The organism is Paraburkholderia sp. J11-2 (genome assembly GCF_905220185.1).
In the GTDB taxonomy this organism is placed as follows: domain Bacteria; phylum Pseudomonadota; class Gammaproteobacteria; order Burkholderiales; family Burkholderiaceae; genus Paraburkholderia.
Genome location: NZ_CAJMYY010000032.1, coordinates 1 through 13,196, shown reverse-complemented (window position 1 = coordinate 13,196; position 13,196 = coordinate 1). Strand labels below are relative to the sequence as shown.

General features: G+C 67.0%; 14 protein-coding genes. 11 read left to right on the top strand and 3 right to left on the bottom strand.

What is annotated here, in order from left to right:
- The first annotated feature begins 118 nt into the window (after nucleotides 1-118).
- From U5A57_RS33795 to U5A57_RS33785, 3 genes are all read left to right on the top strand, one after another.
- A complete protein-coding gene (locus tag U5A57_RS33795) occupies nucleotides 119-715 on the top strand; it encodes a hypothetical protein (RefSeq protein WP_321916014.1) in 597 nt (198 codons plus the stop codon).
- A gap of 173 nt (nucleotides 716-888) precedes the next feature.
- Complete coding sequence (locus U5A57_RS33790) at nucleotides 889-1,020, top strand: hypothetical protein (RefSeq protein ID WP_321916013.1); 132 nt, start codon at nucleotides 889-891, stop codon at nucleotides 1,018-1,020.
- A gap of 42 nt (nucleotides 1,021-1,062) precedes the next feature.
- The gene (locus tag U5A57_RS33785; protein WP_321916012.1) at nucleotides 1,063-1,338 is read left to right on the top strand and encodes an RNA-binding protein; all 276 of its coding nucleotides are present in this window, start codon (nucleotides 1,063-1,065) and stop codon (nucleotides 1,336-1,338) included.
- Nucleotides 1,339-1,357: 19 nt separating this feature from the next.
- Here the strand turns inward: U5A57_RS33785 and nadE are convergent, their stop codons facing one another.
- The gene (gene nadE / locus U5A57_RS33780; RefSeq protein WP_321916011.1) at nucleotides 1,358-2,236 is read right to left on the bottom strand and encodes an ammonia-dependent NAD(+) synthetase; all 879 of its coding nucleotides are present in this window, start codon (nucleotides 2,234-2,236) and stop codon (nucleotides 1,358-1,360) included.
- Between the two features lie 179 nt (nucleotides 2,237-2,415).
- On the opposite strand from nadE, the gene U5A57_RS33775 reads away from it, so the two are divergent.
- Nucleotides 2,416-3,645, top strand: a complete 1,230-nt coding sequence (locus U5A57_RS33775) for a L,D-transpeptidase (RefSeq protein ID WP_415774691.1) — start codon at nucleotides 2,416-2,418, stop codon at nucleotides 3,643-3,645.
- A gap of 47 nt (nucleotides 3,646-3,692) precedes the next feature.
- Here U5A57_RS33775 and U5A57_RS33770 read toward each other — a convergent pair whose 3' ends face one another.
- Nucleotides 3,693-4,613, bottom strand: a complete 921-nt coding sequence (locus tag U5A57_RS33770) for a DMT family transporter (protein ID WP_321916009.1) — start codon at nucleotides 4,611-4,613, stop codon at nucleotides 3,693-3,695.
- Nucleotides 4,614-4,813: 200 nt separating this feature from the next.
- The gene (locus U5A57_RS33765) at nucleotides 4,814-6,388 is read right to left on the bottom strand and encodes an ABC1 kinase family protein (RefSeq protein ID WP_321916008.1); all 1,575 of its coding nucleotides are present in this window, start codon (nucleotides 6,386-6,388) and stop codon (nucleotides 4,814-4,816) included.
- 213 nt (nucleotides 6,389-6,601) lie between these two features.
- Between U5A57_RS33765 and U5A57_RS33760 the strand changes: the two genes are divergently transcribed.
- The 7 genes from U5A57_RS33760 (at nucleotide 6,602) to U5A57_RS33730 (ending at nucleotide 13,159) form a co-directional block, all read left to right on the top strand.
- Nucleotides 6,602-7,357 carry a DeoR/GlpR family DNA-binding transcription regulator gene (locus U5A57_RS33760; RefSeq protein WP_028202504.1) on the top strand — a complete coding sequence of 252 codons (756 nt, stop codon included), beginning with the start codon at nucleotides 6,602-6,604 and terminating at the stop codon, nucleotides 7,355-7,357.
- A gap of 433 nt (nucleotides 7,358-7,790) precedes the next feature.
- Complete coding sequence (phnS, locus tag U5A57_RS33755) at nucleotides 7,791-8,873, top strand: 2-aminoethylphosphonate ABC transporter substrate-binding protein (RefSeq protein ID WP_321916007.1); 1,083 nt, start codon at nucleotides 7,791-7,793, stop codon at nucleotides 8,871-8,873.
- A 28-nt stretch (nucleotides 8,874-8,901) separates the two neighbouring features.
- The gene (gene phnT, locus U5A57_RS33750; protein WP_415764330.1) at nucleotides 8,902-10,011 is read left to right on the top strand and encodes a 2-aminoethylphosphonate ABC transport system ATP-binding subunit PhnT; all 1,110 of its coding nucleotides are present in this window, start codon (nucleotides 8,902-8,904) and stop codon (nucleotides 10,009-10,011) included.
- Entirely contained in the window at nucleotides 9,989-10,903 is a 915-nt protein-coding gene (locus U5A57_RS33745; RefSeq protein ID WP_321916006.1) for a 2-aminoethylphosphonate ABC transporter permease subunit, read from the top strand. The genes phnT and U5A57_RS33745 overlap by 23 nt, the downstream gene beginning before the upstream one ends.
- Nucleotides 10,893-11,768 (top strand): 2-aminoethylphosphonate ABC transport system, membrane component PhnV, encoded by an 876-nt coding sequence (gene phnV / locus U5A57_RS33740; RefSeq protein ID WP_321916005.1) that lies wholly within the window; start codon nucleotides 10,893-10,895, stop codon nucleotides 11,766-11,768. The genes U5A57_RS33745 and phnV overlap by 11 nt, the downstream gene beginning before the upstream one ends.
- Nucleotides 11,769-11,877: 109 nt before the next feature.
- The gene (locus U5A57_RS33735) at nucleotides 11,878-12,534 is read left to right on the top strand and encodes a GntR family transcriptional regulator (RefSeq protein ID WP_321916084.1); all 657 of its coding nucleotides are present in this window, start codon (nucleotides 11,878-11,880) and stop codon (nucleotides 12,532-12,534) included.
- Nucleotides 12,535-12,604: 70 nt separating this feature from the next.
- Entirely contained in the window at nucleotides 12,605-13,159 is a 555-nt protein-coding gene (locus U5A57_RS33730) for a phosphonate degradation HD-domain oxygenase (RefSeq protein ID WP_321916004.1), read from the top strand.
- The last annotated feature ends 37 nt before the right edge of the window (nucleotides 13,160-13,196 follow it).

Below are 13,196 nucleotides of genomic sequence, written 5' to 3'. Positions count from 1 at the left end.
GCGCGACACTGCGCGCCTCTTTGCCGATGTGCGCAATTGCCCCGATAAATATTGATTGTGGTCTAATAACCCCGGACCAACCATCCTTTCCGCATCGTGCAGCACGATGCGCTCAACCATGAACGCAGAAAAGGCAGCAATACGCCGCATCGCGCGCCGCATGGCAGAAGGCATTGTTTGTCGCACTGGCGCGCCGCAGTGGCGCACACGAGTGCTGCGCATTACGCTGCTGGCGCTCGCAACAGGCAGCGTGGCGCAGGGCGCATTCGCGCAAGATCCACGGCTTCTCGATACACGTGTCACGCAAGAGTCGGTGACTGACACGATCTGCCGCCCGGGCTATGCTGACACCGTGGCGCCGCCGTTCGACCAGACCATGGCGCTGAAGGACCGCATGCTCGCCGCGCGCGGCATCGACGCCGACGACGGCGTGGGCTACGCGCTCGACCGGCATGTGCCGATCGTCCTTGGCGGGTCACCGGACGCCACGGCCAATTTCGACCTGATTCCGTGGGGCGGTCATACCGGCGAGCGGCGCAAGTCGCTGCTGACCGTCCGCCTGAAGCGTTGCGTGTGCGCGGGGCGCATGACGCTCGCCGAGGCGCAGGCTGCAATCACCGGCAACTGGGTGCACCAGTACGATCGCCTCACCCGCATGGACTGCGGCGGATCCGCCGACGACACGACCTCGGCGAGCCGCGACGACGGGTCCTGAAGCGCCAAACCGGTTCGCGATCAGCGCCTCCTCGGGCACGCTGATTGCGAACCGGGTCGGGCATGCGCGGTGGGCAATCCGTTGCTCGTCCGCTGCCAGACAATATGCCGCAGCACACCGCTCAGCAAATGCGACTATGCTGACATTCATCAACAAAAAAGGGAGTCACAACAATGCTTACTTCCAGCCTTTTGCTGCTTGGCGTCGCTGCCGTGCTCGGCCAGGTGGCGTGGACCCGTTCGCGCGCTCGCGCGAGCCTGCAGCCCGTACGCGTACGCGCGTCGCAACCGCGCCGGTTCCGCTGAGCGCGGCACGCCAGGTCCGAAGTTCTCGCGAGGTAGGCCGCCATGCACGTGACCGTCTGGAATGTTCCCGAATCCTGCAGCGAGCAGGACGTGCGCAGCTTTTTCGAGCGCGAACTCGGCAAGTACGCCAAGGGCATTACCGTTTATGACGCGGGCACGCCGAACGCGCACGCGGACCTCGAACTCGACTCCGACCTGCCCTATGTGGCCGACGCCGTGGCGCACGAACTTCAATCCCGCCGCCTCGCAGGCGTCGCGCTAAAGGTGAGCGCGCCGCCGTTCGAAGACGACGAGCCGCCGAAACACCCACGCAACTGATCGCCCCCGCAACTGAGCTTCAGCGCGCCTCGTACGGCGTGTAGGGCAGCGAGCGCTTGTGGCGCGTCGCCTCGTAGAAGCGAAAGATCGTCTCGTACGCGTGTTCGCTCACCGGCTTGCCTTCCAGAAAGTCATCGATCTCGTCATAGCCGATCCCGTAGGCGTCTTCGTCAGGATGCAGCGGGCGCAACGTTTCCAGATCCGCAGTGGGCGTTTTGTCCACCAGCGTGGCCGGTGCGCCGAGCAAACGCGCGAGCGCACGCACGCGTCGCTTGTTCAGGCCCGCGAGCGGCAGCACGTCAGCGCCGCCGTCGCCGAACTTCGTGAAAAAGCCCATCAACGATTCCGCCGCGTGATCCGTGCCGATCACGAGTCCCGCGCGCGCGCCTGCCACCGCGTACTGCGCGATCATCCGCTCGCGTGCCTTGATGTTGCCGTGAACCTTGTCCTGCGCGCTCTCGTCGGCGAACGCGAGACCGCTCGCCGCGAGCGAGGCGAGCATCGCGTCGGCGGCGGGGCGCATGTCGACGGTCAGGGTTTCGTCGGCGGCGACGAAGGCAAGCGCGGCGGCCGCGTCCGCTTCATCGCGTTGCGTGCCGTAGGGCAGACGCATGGCGATGAAGCGTGCCGCCGTCTGGCCCTGCGCACGCAGGCTTTCCACGCTCAGTTGCGCAAGGCGGCCCGCCGTCGCGGAGTCGATGCCGCCGCTGATGCCGAGCACGAACGTCTGCAGTCCGCTCGCTTGAAGGCGCTGCGCGAGAAAACGCACGCGGCGCCCGATTTCGGCTTGCGCGTCGAAATGCTCCGCGACGTCCAGTTCGGCGATGATGCGTTGCTGGCGGGCGAGGCGGTCGGCTTCGGCGTTGGTGTCCGGTTGGGCATCCGGTTTGGCGGCCATGGGCGGTTCCTCAATTGGCTGCGCACGCGACTTGCGCGCGCTGTCTGCGTTGTCTGGTTTAATGTCGGGTCGTCGTGGCGCTGTCAGCGACGCCGCATAGCACGGCGCTCGACGTATCCGACTTCATAGAAGACGCACAATCAGCCGGACTCACGATGAACGACGAATTTTTGCGGCGCATGGGCGCTCGCTTGCGAGACGGCGTCCGGGGCGACGCCTCGAACCTTCCCCATCATAGAACGCAGTGGTTTGGCGCGCAGGCGCACCGCGCAGTGGTGGCCGCGCTCTGCGCCTCGTTTTGCGCTGTGTGGGCGGCAAGCACGGCTTACGCCGCCGACGGCGTGACGGCCTCCAGCACGCACGTTGCTTCCGGCGCATTGCGTAGCGCGCCGGTGCGGGCAGCGTCGAAGCCTGTCGCTTCGGGCGCATCCGCAGCGTCGGGCGCGTCTGCGGCTCGGCCTGTTGCCCAAGCCGCATCCGCCGCTTCGGGGCCAGCGCCCGCATCGGCAGCCTCGGGCGCTTCGGGGGCGTCGACCGCGCCTTCTGCTTCCTCGGCTTCCGCCGCGTTAGCTGCATCCGCGCCGCCCGCGCTCGTGCTACCCGTTCACCGGACGCTCACGCCAGAGGAGGCCGCCGAAGAAACCCGCGGTGCGCTCGAAATGCGCAAGCGCTTCGCGCGCGACGTCAACCGGCGTCTGCGTGTGCCGCTCGCCGACCAGCGCGCCTACGGCCAGCGTTTGCAGGCGGCGCTCGAAGAGAAGGACCTCGGCGCGCTGGCGGGCGAGTTCGTCATCCTCGTCGATCGCAGCGCGAATGTGCAGGCGCTCTTCATCTACTTCCGGGCCATGCCCAACGAGCCTTGGCTCATGATTGGCGCGTCGCCAGTCGCGACCGGACGTCCCGGCGAGTTCGACCACTTCCTCACGCCGCTCGGCGTGTTCGAGCACACCCCGCAGAACATGGACTTCCGCGCGGAAGGCACCATGAACCAGAACAACATACGCGGGTACGGCCGGCGCGACATGCGCATCTATGACCTCGGCTGGGTGGACGGCGAACGCGGTTGGGGCAAGGGCGGCTATTCGCAGATGCGCTTCCAGATGCACGCCACCGACCCCGACCGTCTCGAGCCGCTGCTCGGCATCCGCCACTCGAAGGGCTGCGTGCGGATTCCGGCCACGCTCAATGCGTTCATCGACCACAACGGGATCATCGACGCCGAATACCAGGCGCTGGTCGACTCGGGCAAGTCGCTATGGGTGCTCCACTCGGATCGCGAGATCACGCCGTGGGCGGGACGCTTTATCGTCGTGGTCGATTCGGAGCGCAAGACGCGCCCGGCGTGGTCGCCCGCGCCAGGCGGCAAGGCGCGCGCGAAGGTGCCGGCCGGCGCCGACACCGCAGACTGAGCGCGCGATCCGGCGGGGGCGCGGCCCCCGCGCGCGATTGAAGCGCGCTAGGCGCGCCGCGCAATCAGCACGCCTGCGAGCGCGACGCCGAAGCCCGCTATCTGCATGGGCGTGAGCGTTTCGCCGAACAGCAGCCAGCTTTCGAGCGCCGCGAGCGGCGGCGCGAGAAAGAGCAGCGCCGTGGCGCGGGCGGCGTCGCCGTGGCGCACCATCCACACGAGCAACGTCACGCCCGCGCCGGAAAGCATCGCAATGCCCCACGCCAGCGAGAACCACAGCGTCGGCGTGGCGATCCAGCGCGTCTCGCCGAGCACGAGCGCGAGCACCGCGGCCACAATGGCCGCGCCCAGGTTCTGCACGGCGCTTGCGCTGCGAATGTCGGCTTGCGCGAGCGAGGTCTTCTGGTAAAGCGTGCCCGCCGTGATCGATCCGACCGATACCACCGCGACCACCACCACGAGCAGCGGATTCACGTGAGCGTGGGGCGGCGTGGCGGCGGCAGCCGCAGCGGCGTCGGCGATCGCGCCACCGGCCGCGTGCATGGCGGCATACAGCTTCGGGCTCAGCACGAGCACGACGCCTGCGAGGCCGAGCGACATGCCCGACCAGCGCCGCGGCGGCAGGCGCTCGCCAAACATGCGCGCCGCAATGGCGGCCGTCAGGAGCGGCTGGAGCGCGCCGAGGAGCGCCATCACGCCCGCGCTCAAGCCCTGTGCGACCGCCCAGTAGCCCGCGCCCAGATACACGCCTTGCAGCAGCGCGCCAGCGAAGAGATGCTTGCCGATTTCGCGTCCGCGCGGCCAGGGCGCGCGCATCGCCAGCGCGACGATCGCAAACAGCGCTGTCGTGCCGGTGAAGCGCGCCAGCAGGAAGAGGTTGGGATCGGCGTAGGGCGCAATGGCGCGCGCGACGACGAAACCCGTCGACCACAGGACGACGAAAAGGGCAGGGGCGAGAGTGGCGAGCATCGGTGTCGAAAAGGGCGCGCTGGCGCAACGCCTGAGAAACACGAAAGGCCCGGAGTATCGCGCGATGCGCAGGTTGCAGTCTTGTTCAGGACTGCACTCGCTTGGGGGCGTGCCGATCGATGTATCGAATGCAACTAACCGCCTGGCCCGATCGGCAACCGCGAACGCAAACCACGCGTAACCGGACACGCTAGCAGCAACTAGCTTCCAAACAACACCGCCGTCACGCCAATCAAGCCGCCGCAGACCGCGCAGGCGAGCAGCAGTGCGCGCGTGCGCCGATGCTCGCGGCGCCACGCATCGAGCAACGCAGCCTGCTGCGCGGCGTGTCCCGCAGCGCTGCCGTGCCCGGGCTTCGCGTGGTGCTCGAGGAAGCGAAACACCATCTGCGGCACGCGAGGTGCAATTTGCGCGAGGTGCGGCAACTCCTGCGAGAGCCGCCGGATCCAGCCGTGATGACCGAGATCCTGGCGCGCGATGTCGGCGAGCGTGTGACGTGCAATGCCCCACGCATCCACGCCTGGATGAATCGAGCGCGCCAGTTCCTCCGCCTGGCCGAACGCGCGCTGCGCCGCCACGAGTCGCGGCGAGACTTCGCCTCCGAACGGCTGCACGGAATGCAGCAGATGATGGAACAGCGCGCCCGCGCTGCGCTCGTCGGTGTCGCTCGCGAAATGCGCTTCGCTGCGCGTACGCAATTCCGCCTCGATCTGTTCGGTGCGCGCGTGCGTGGGCACGTGGCCCGCCACGTGATGCAGCGTCGCGAGCCGGCCATAGTCCTGTTCGAACAGCGCGGTTGCGCCGTGCACGAAGAATTCGCGCTCTGGTGAGGAAAGGCTCGTCATCAGCGCCGCGCCCGCGAGCACGAGGCGCCCGCGCGTCTGCGGCTCGACGCTCACCGCGACCCGCCTCGCGTCGAGGGCCGCATGAAAGAAGCCGTGTTCGAACGCCTGGCGCGTGACCACTTCGATCAGATGCGCCGCCACCTGCGTCACGTTGATGTGATGCTCGGCAAGTCCGGCGATATCGGTCGCGCGCACGGTGTCGATGTGCTGCACCGCGAGCGTCTGCGGGGTGCAGAGGTCCCAGATCACGTCGGGCACGACGATACGCGGGTCGTCGCCGAGCTGGTGGCCGCTCTGGCTCAGGTTCGCGGCCTGGGCGCGCAGATCGAAGCGCCGCTGCAGATCCTCGCGCAGCGCCTGCGCGAGCGCGTGCAGCTGCAGCTTGCGCGCGGCGCGCGAAAAGCGCTCGATCCAGCGGGCTACGCCGCACAGGAGCGCGGCGTCATCGTCGACTTCCTGGACCTGTTTCGTGCGCAGCACGCGTAGCGTGATGGTCTGGTGGCCGTTCACCGGCAGCGCGAGCCGCGCGAGGTGCGTCTGCTCGCACCAGCCGTTGTGGGCCGGCGCGGGGTCGATCCACGTGAGCACCGTTTCAGGCGGCTTGCCGAGCGCGGCGCGCAGCGTGGCGTTGAGCGCTTCGCCCGCGAGCGGTTCTTCGAAATGCTCGATGGCGTCGATCGCGTCATGCAAGGTCGCGCCCGCGAGTTCGGGGCGCGTGGCGAGCGTTTGCGCGAAGGCCGTGGCGAGCGGGGCGAGACGCGGCAGCGAACCATGCAGGCGCGAGGCGAGACGCGGGTCGCCGTGCAGGCTCGAGGCGAGCGTGAGGAACCAGTGCAGCTTGTGATGCTCCGGCGCTGCGAGCCAGATCAGCCTGAAGCCATAACGCAGTGCACAAAACAGCAGACGCAATTGACGAAGTCGTGAACGCATGAATTCCAATGGTCGGCAAAGCGGGCGTCGCGTGAGCGCGCGGTCTCCACGAGATTAGCAGGGATGCTCGCGGGATGGCAGCGCAGGCTCGTTGCGCGCATGCGTAATACAATACGGCGGCTTTTCCGGATTCGCGTCGGATGCACTTCGAATGCACGCCGGATTCACTTGATTACCCGCGTCTTTATCCACGCACGACCCGCGCCCACCGAGATGCTCGCTGAACAACGTCACCAATACATCCTCTCGCAAGTGAACCGGACGGGCGCGCTTTCCGTGGCGGATCTCGTGCGCGAACTGCGCGTTTCCCGCGAGACGATCCGGCGCGACCTCAACACGCTCGCGGAGCGCGGGCTGCTCGTCACGACCCACGGCGGCGCGCTCTCCAGCGACCGCCGCGAGCCCGATCTCGACGTGCGCGAAGCCGCCAACGCGAGCGCCAAGCGCGCGATCGGCGAACGCGCGGCGGAGTTCGTGCCCGACGGCGCCTCGGTCATCATCGATTCGGGCAGCACCACGCATGCGCTCGCGCGTGCGCTCACCGACCGTCATCGGCTCACGGTCTACACCAACGACTGGCGCATTGCGCTCCTGCTCGGCCGCCGCAACGAGAACCGCGTCACGCTGCTCGGCGGCGAGCTGTCCGATCACGAGGAAGCGACCTTCGGTCTCGACACCGTTCAGCAGCTCGCCCAGTACCACGCCGATTTCGCGTTCGTCGGCGCGGGCGGCATCACCGCCGACGGCTGGCTCACCGACTACTCGCGCATGGTCGCCGAGGTGCGCAGCCGCATGCTCGCGGCCACGGCCTGCGCGATCGTCGTCGCCGACCATTCGAAGTTCGGGCGCGTGACGCCCGTGCGCATCAACGGCTTCGAGCAGGCGCGCTACGTCATCACCGAGCTGGCGCCCGAAAAGAGCGTCGCTCGCGCCATCACGGCGCGCGGGCCCGAACTCGTCATCGCCTGAGTCTTCTTGCGGCGCCGCGCGCGCCGCGTTTGTTTTTGCACATGTAGACAAAGCCTATGCCAGCCGCCAACGCGCGAGCGGCGGAATCTGCTCGGCTATGTGGCTTGTCGAATATTGGCGAATTGTGGAATTTTTTGACAAACGCCACAATCGTCATGCGCGTGTCATCAAAACCTGTGATTCTTGCGGGGCCCGTCCAGATGGGCCGGTCAGCGAGGCGAGCGGCAACGCCAAGCCTTCGTCAGGCCAGCTGGTTCAGGTGGAAAGTGTCGGATTGTAGACAATCTGCAATCCGCGACGCGAGACCACCGGGAGGCGGGCAATGACAGGCGGCGCAGTCCGCCGAAGTTCGGATTGTTCAGCTCAGTTCGATCCATTCAATCACAAACGCATCGGGTATCCCGAGCATCTGGTTTTGCCTTCGGAGAGTGACATGAACCACACGAATTCCCATCGCGCGGGTTTTGCACGCAAGCTGTTGCCGATCGCGGCCGCCGCGGCGCTGCTGGGCGCTGCCGCGAGCGCGCACGCTGCCGACGCCGTCGTGCTGTACACGGCCGACGGCCTCGAAAATCTCTACAAGGACGTGCTGCCGGCCTTCGAAAAGAAGGAAGGCGTGAAGGTCAACATCGTGACGGCGGGCAGCGGCGAAGTGGTGAACCGCGCGAACGTCGAGAAGGACTCGCCGAAGGCCGACGTGATCGTCACGCTGCCGCCGTTCATCCAGACGGCGCAGCAAAGCGGCCTGCTGCAGCCGTACCAGAGCGTGAACTACAAGAACGTGCCGGCGATCGCGAAGGCGACGGACGGTTCGTGGGCCACATTCGTGAACAACTACTTCTCGTTCGCGATCAATCCCGATGTCGTGAAAAACGAGCCCAAGACGTTTGCTGACCTGCTGCACCCGGACTACTCGGGCAAGGTCGCGTACTCGAACCCGGCCACGGCTGGCGACGGCATGGCCGTGATCATCCTCACGACCTCGCTGATGGGCGAAGACAAGGCGTTCGACTACCTCAAGAAGCTCGAACAGAGCGCGAAGTTCCACACCAAGGGCACGGGCTACCTCGACGTGCTGCTCTCGCGCAACGAAATCTCGGTGGCCAACGGCGACCTGCAGATGGATCTCGACGACGCAGCCAACGGCGGCCTCTCGCTCAAGCCGATCTTCCTCGCGGCCGACGCTGGCGGTCATCCCACGACGTTCCAGCTGCCGTACGCCATCGGCCTGATCAAGAACGGCCCGAACCAGGCGGAAGGCAAGAAGCTGATCGACTACCTGATGTCGACGGAAGTGCAGTCGAAGGTCCCGGACATCTTCGGCATTCCGGGCCGCACGGACGTGGCGCTCACGGGCAAGAACGGCGAAGCGGTCAAGCAGGCCATCAAGGGTGTGAAGCTCATTCCGGTGGACTGGAACCAGGTGATGGCGAAGAAGGCCGACTGGACGGCGCGCTGGAAGAGCGAAGTGATCGGCTCGTCGGACAAGCAGCTCGAAGTCGTGAAGCCGAAGTAAGCAACCGTACTTGCAGGAGATGAACCCGGTGAATACCGCAAGCCTCGCGCCGGCCGGCATGGCCCGCGCGCTGCCGGACGCGTCCGGACTGACTGATGCCACGGACGCGCCCGGCGCCGCGGGCGTGCAGATCGACCACCTGAGCGTGCGCTTCGGCGCGCGCACTGTCCTCGACGATCTGTCGCTCACGATCCGCCGCGGCGAACTGCTGACCGTGCTGGGCCGCAGCGGCTGCGGCAAGACGACCTTGCTGCGTTTCATCGCCGGGTTCATCGAAGCCGATGGACTCGCGGGCTCGCTCACCGTGGCGGGCCGCGACCTGACCCATGTGCCGCCGCATCAGCGCAACCTGGGTCTGCTGTTCCAGAGCTATGCGCTCTTTCCGCATCTCTCGGTGTTCGAGAACGTCGCGTTCGGCTTGAAGGCGCGCCGCGTGCCGTCGCGCGACATCGCGCGCCGCGTGGCTGAGGCCCTCAAGCTCGTGCAGCTCGGCGACGCGGGGCACATCATGCCCGCGCAGCTCTCGGGCGGCATGCAGCAGCGCGTGGCGCTCGCGCGAGCGCTCGTGATCGAGCCGGACGTGCTCCTGCTCGACGAACCGCTCTCGGCGCTCGACGCCAATCTGCGTGCTTCGGTGCGCTCTGAATTGAAGGCGCTGCACGAGCGCTTGCCCGATCTGACGATCGTGTGCGTAACGCACGATCAGGACGACGCGCTCGTGCTCTCCGACCGCACGCTCTTGATGCGCGATGGTCACATCGCGCAGCTCGGCACGCCGCAGGAACTCTACGACACGCCCAACGACGCTTACGTGGCGCGTTATCTCGGCGCGGCGAACCTGCTGCCGCCGAACGTCGCGTTCCCGGTGGGTGACGCGCGCCACGGCGTGCGCGACAAGCTCGCGTGCCTGCGGCCTGAAAGCCTGCGCGTCGTGCCGCTCGGCGAAGGCTCGCTGCACGGCACGATCGAATCGGTCGAATGGTATGGCTCCGTGCTTTCGGTGCCGGTGCTGCTCGACGCGATGCCGAACGAACCGGTGCTCGTCACCATGCAGCGCGGCCACGGCATGACGCCGGCGAAAGGCATGCGTGTGTCCCTGCGTTACGAGGCTGACGATGTCGTCCTTATCAACCCCTGATTCCTCCCTGGCGCTGCCCGGCGCCGAAGCGCACGCGGCCGCCGTGCGCCGCCGCGAACGGCGCGCGCAATGGCATATCGCGTTTCTGCTCGTGTTCGTGCTCGGGCCGCTCGTCGTCTATCCGCTCGTGCGCCTCGTGCTGCTGAGTCTTTCGGGCGCGCACGGCCTGAGCTTCCACGCGTACGAGACGTTCTTCGGCAATCCCGATTCGCGCGGCGTGATCGCCACGACCTTGTGGATTCTGTTTCTGAGTGCCGGTCTCGCTTCCGTGCTTGGTGTCGCACTTGCGGCGCTGCTGTTCTTCAAGCCATTTCCGGGCGCAGGGCTCGTCACGCGCTTTCTGGAACTGTTCGTGGCGTTCCCGTCGTTTCTCGTCGCCTTCACGCTGATCTTTCTGTATGGCTCGCAGGGCTCCGTAAGCATCGGGCTGCAGCGGCTCTTTCATTTGCAGGCGCCGCCGCTCGACTTCCTGTTCGGCATCGGCGGGGTCGTGCTCGCCGAAGTGGTGTTTTACGCGCCATTCGTCGTGCGCCCGACGCTCGCTGCGTTCGCGCTGCTCGACATGCGCCTGATCGAAGCCGCACGCAGTCTCGGCGCGAACACACGGATGGTCGCCCTGCGCGTGATCCTGCCGCTCGCGTGGCCGGGCATCGCCGCGGGCACGATCCTGTGTTTCCTGCTGACGTTCAACGAGTTCGGCATTTTGCTCGTGCTCGGCAGCGCGCACCTCATCACGCTGCCGGTGGCGATCTACAGCTCGGCCACGGTCGATCTCGATCTGCCGACGGCCGCGGCTGGCGCCGTGGTCATGCTTGCCATGTCGCTTTCCCTGTATGCGCTGTATCGGCGCGTGAATCGCCGCAGTCATGGAGGCGCGCGCAATGTCAACTAATCCTGCCGCCGGTTCCGAACGCATCGCGCTGCCGCCCAAGCATCTTCGTGCGCGGCCCGTGGAGCGCAGCCTCTTTGCGCGTTTTGCGAGCGCGGCATTGCTTGGCTTCGCGGCGCTGTTGTGCTTCTGGCTCTTCGTGTTGCCGGTGATCGTCGTCGCGTTGTCGAGCGTCGCATCGCACTGGTCGGGCACGATCTTGCCCGATGGCTTCAGCACGCGCTGGTTCGAGCGCCTCGGCTCCTCCGACTTTGATGCGCTCGCAACGAGTCTCGAAATCGGCTTCGGCGTCGCAGTGCTCGGCACGGCGCTCGGGCTGTGGCTCGCACTCGCGCTCGAAGGGCGCGACCGGCGGGGTCTGGGCGCGGTCGCCGACACGCTTGCGATGGTGCCCAACGGCGTGCCGAGCGTGGTGCTTGGCCTCGCGGTGCTGATCGCTTATCACAAGGCACCGGTGGATCTGTCGAGTTCGGCTGCGATCGTCGTGTTCGTGCAGCTCGCACTTGTACTGCCGTTTTGCTATCGATGTGCGGCCGCAGCGCTGCGGCCCGAGCTGACCGTGCTGCGCGAAGCGGCAGCGAGTCTCGGCGCGCCGCCTTCGATGGTGCTGCGCCGCGTGGTGCTGCCGCAACTCGTGCCGGCTATCCGTGCGAGTCTCGCGCTCGGTTTCGCGCTGTCGCTCGGCGAACTGGGCGCAACGCTCACGGTGTATCCGCCGGGCTTTGCGACGGTGCCGATCGTCGTGGTGGGCGCGGTCGAGCGTGGGTACTACCTGCCGGCTTCGGCGCTCTCGCTGGTCCTGTTGCTCGTTTCGCTGGCGGCGCTGCTGCTCATCGCAGCGCGTGCGCCGCGCCGGCGGCCGGACTGAGTGGGTGGATGCCATGCGGTTCCATGCGCCGCAGGCGCGTAACAGACGTGCAAGGCTGGACGTGCAAGATTCGATGACCAATGAGCAGGGGAGTGGCGCTGCGGGCGATATGGGCCGCGATCCTCAGGCGTTGTCCGACACGACGCCGCTTGCGATGGTGCGCCAGCATTCGCTCACGGCGCTGGTGCGCGACGAGATCGAGCGGCGCATCGCGGCAGGCGTGCTGGCGCCCGGCGACAAGCTCAATGAAGCCGACTGGGCGGCTCGTCTGGCCGTATCGCGCGGACCCGTGCGCGAGGCGTTCCGCGCGCTCGAGCAGGCGGGCCTCGTGCGCAACGAGAAGCATCGTGGCGTGTTCGTGCGCAGCGTTGGCGCGGCGGAGGCCCAGGAGTTGGGTGAGGTGTGCGCGGCATTGCGCGAAGCGGCGTGCCGGATGCTCGCGCCGCGCATTGACGCGGCGCAGGTCGCCGAGTTGCGCGAGCACCTGAACGCGATGCGGGACGCGGTGGTCGCCGAGAAGGCGGAGGCCTTCCTGCAAGCGCGCGACGCGTTTCGCGGGTCGCTCGTCACGGCGGCTGGCAACGCCAGGTTGCGCGAGACCTATGAGCGCACCGTGAGCGAATTGCGGCTCTCGTTGCAGTGTGCCGCGCCGGCGCACAGCGCAATGGACGCATCGTACGCGGGGCATCGGGCGCTGTTGAGCGCGCTCGCCTCGCGCGACGCCGATGAATCGGCCAATCGCATGCGCGAATCCTGTGGCGACTGAGCGCGGCAGGAACGATGAGTGGCGGCCCGGTGCGGGCCGTCGCCGCATTCACATAGTTGAGGAGTAGAAGATGGCACTGAGCCTCGCGGACATTCGTGGGCTGTTCGAGACGTACGGCGCGCTGGCCTATAGCGGCGAGCCGGTCACGCAACTCGAGCACGCGCTGCAAAGCGGCGCGCTGGCGGAAGAAGACGGGGCGAGCGAAGAGCTGACCGCGGCGGCCTTCCTGCACGATCTGGGTCACCTGCTCAATCGTCAGGGCGAAACGCCGACCGAACGCGGCATCGACGATCTGCATCAGTACTATGCGCTGCCGTTCCTGCGGCCCGTGTTGCCAGATAGCGTGCTGGAGCCGATCCGCCTGCACGTCGATGCGAAGCGCTATCTTTGCGCAGTCGATGAAGCGTATTTCGGCTGCCTCTCGGCAGATTCGGTGCGCAGCCTCGAATTGCAGGGCGGCATCTTCAGTGCAGATGAGGCGCGCGATTTCGCTGCGCGCCCTCACGCGGAAGACGCGGTGCGCCTGCGCCGCTGGGACGATCTCGCGAAGGTGGCCGGCAAACCGACGCCGGGCCTCGACCACTATCTGCAGCTCGTCGAACGCGTCATGCAACGCCACGTTTGAGGCGATTGCACTTACGCGTTTCTCCGGATTTCACGAG

What these genes read in the sequence shown, in the direction of transcription:
- U5A57_RS33795 (WP_321916014.1), top strand. Translation starts at nt 119, where the DNA reads ATGAACGCAGAAAAGGCAGCAATACGCCGCATCGCGCGCCGCATGGCA.
- U5A57_RS33790 (WP_321916013.1), top strand. Translation starts at nt 889, where the DNA reads ATGCTTACTTCCAGCCTTTTGCTGCTTGGCGTCGCTGCCGTGCTCGGC.
- U5A57_RS33785 (WP_321916012.1), top strand. Translation starts at nt 1,063, where the DNA reads ATGCACGTGACCGTCTGGAATGTTCCCGAATCCTGCAGCGAGCAGGAC.
- nadE (WP_321916011.1), bottom strand. Translation starts at nt 2,236, where the DNA reads ATGGCCGCCAAACCGGATGCCCAACCGGACACCAACGCCGAAGCCGAC.
- U5A57_RS33775 (WP_415774691.1), top strand. Translation starts at nt 2,416, where the DNA reads ATGGGCGCTCGCTTGCGAGACGGCGTCCGGGGCGACGCCTCGAACCTT.
- U5A57_RS33770 (WP_321916009.1), bottom strand. Translation starts at nt 4,613, where the DNA reads ATGCTCGCCACTCTCGCCCCTGCCCTTTTCGTCGTCCTGTGGTCGACG.
- U5A57_RS33765 (WP_321916008.1), bottom strand. Translation starts at nt 6,388, where the DNA reads ATGCGTTCACGACTTCGTCAATTGCGTCTGCTGTTTTGTGCACTGCGT.
- U5A57_RS33760 (WP_028202504.1), top strand. Translation starts at nt 6,602, where the DNA reads ATGCTCGCTGAACAACGTCACCAATACATCCTCTCGCAAGTGAACCGG.
- phnS (WP_321916007.1), top strand. Translation starts at nt 7,791, where the DNA reads ATGAACCACACGAATTCCCATCGCGCGGGTTTTGCACGCAAGCTGTTG.
- U5A57_RS33745 (WP_321916006.1), top strand. Translation starts at nt 9,989, where the DNA reads ATGTCGTCCTTATCAACCCCTGATTCCTCCCTGGCGCTGCCCGGCGCC.
- phnV (WP_321916005.1), top strand. Translation starts at nt 10,893, where the DNA reads ATGTCAACTAATCCTGCCGCCGGTTCCGAACGCATCGCGCTGCCGCCC.
- U5A57_RS33735 (WP_321916084.1), top strand. Translation starts at nt 11,878, where the DNA reads ATGGGCCGCGATCCTCAGGCGTTGTCCGACACGACGCCGCTTGCGATG.
- U5A57_RS33730 (WP_321916004.1), top strand. Translation starts at nt 12,605, where the DNA reads ATGGCACTGAGCCTCGCGGACATTCGTGGGCTGTTCGAGACGTACGGC.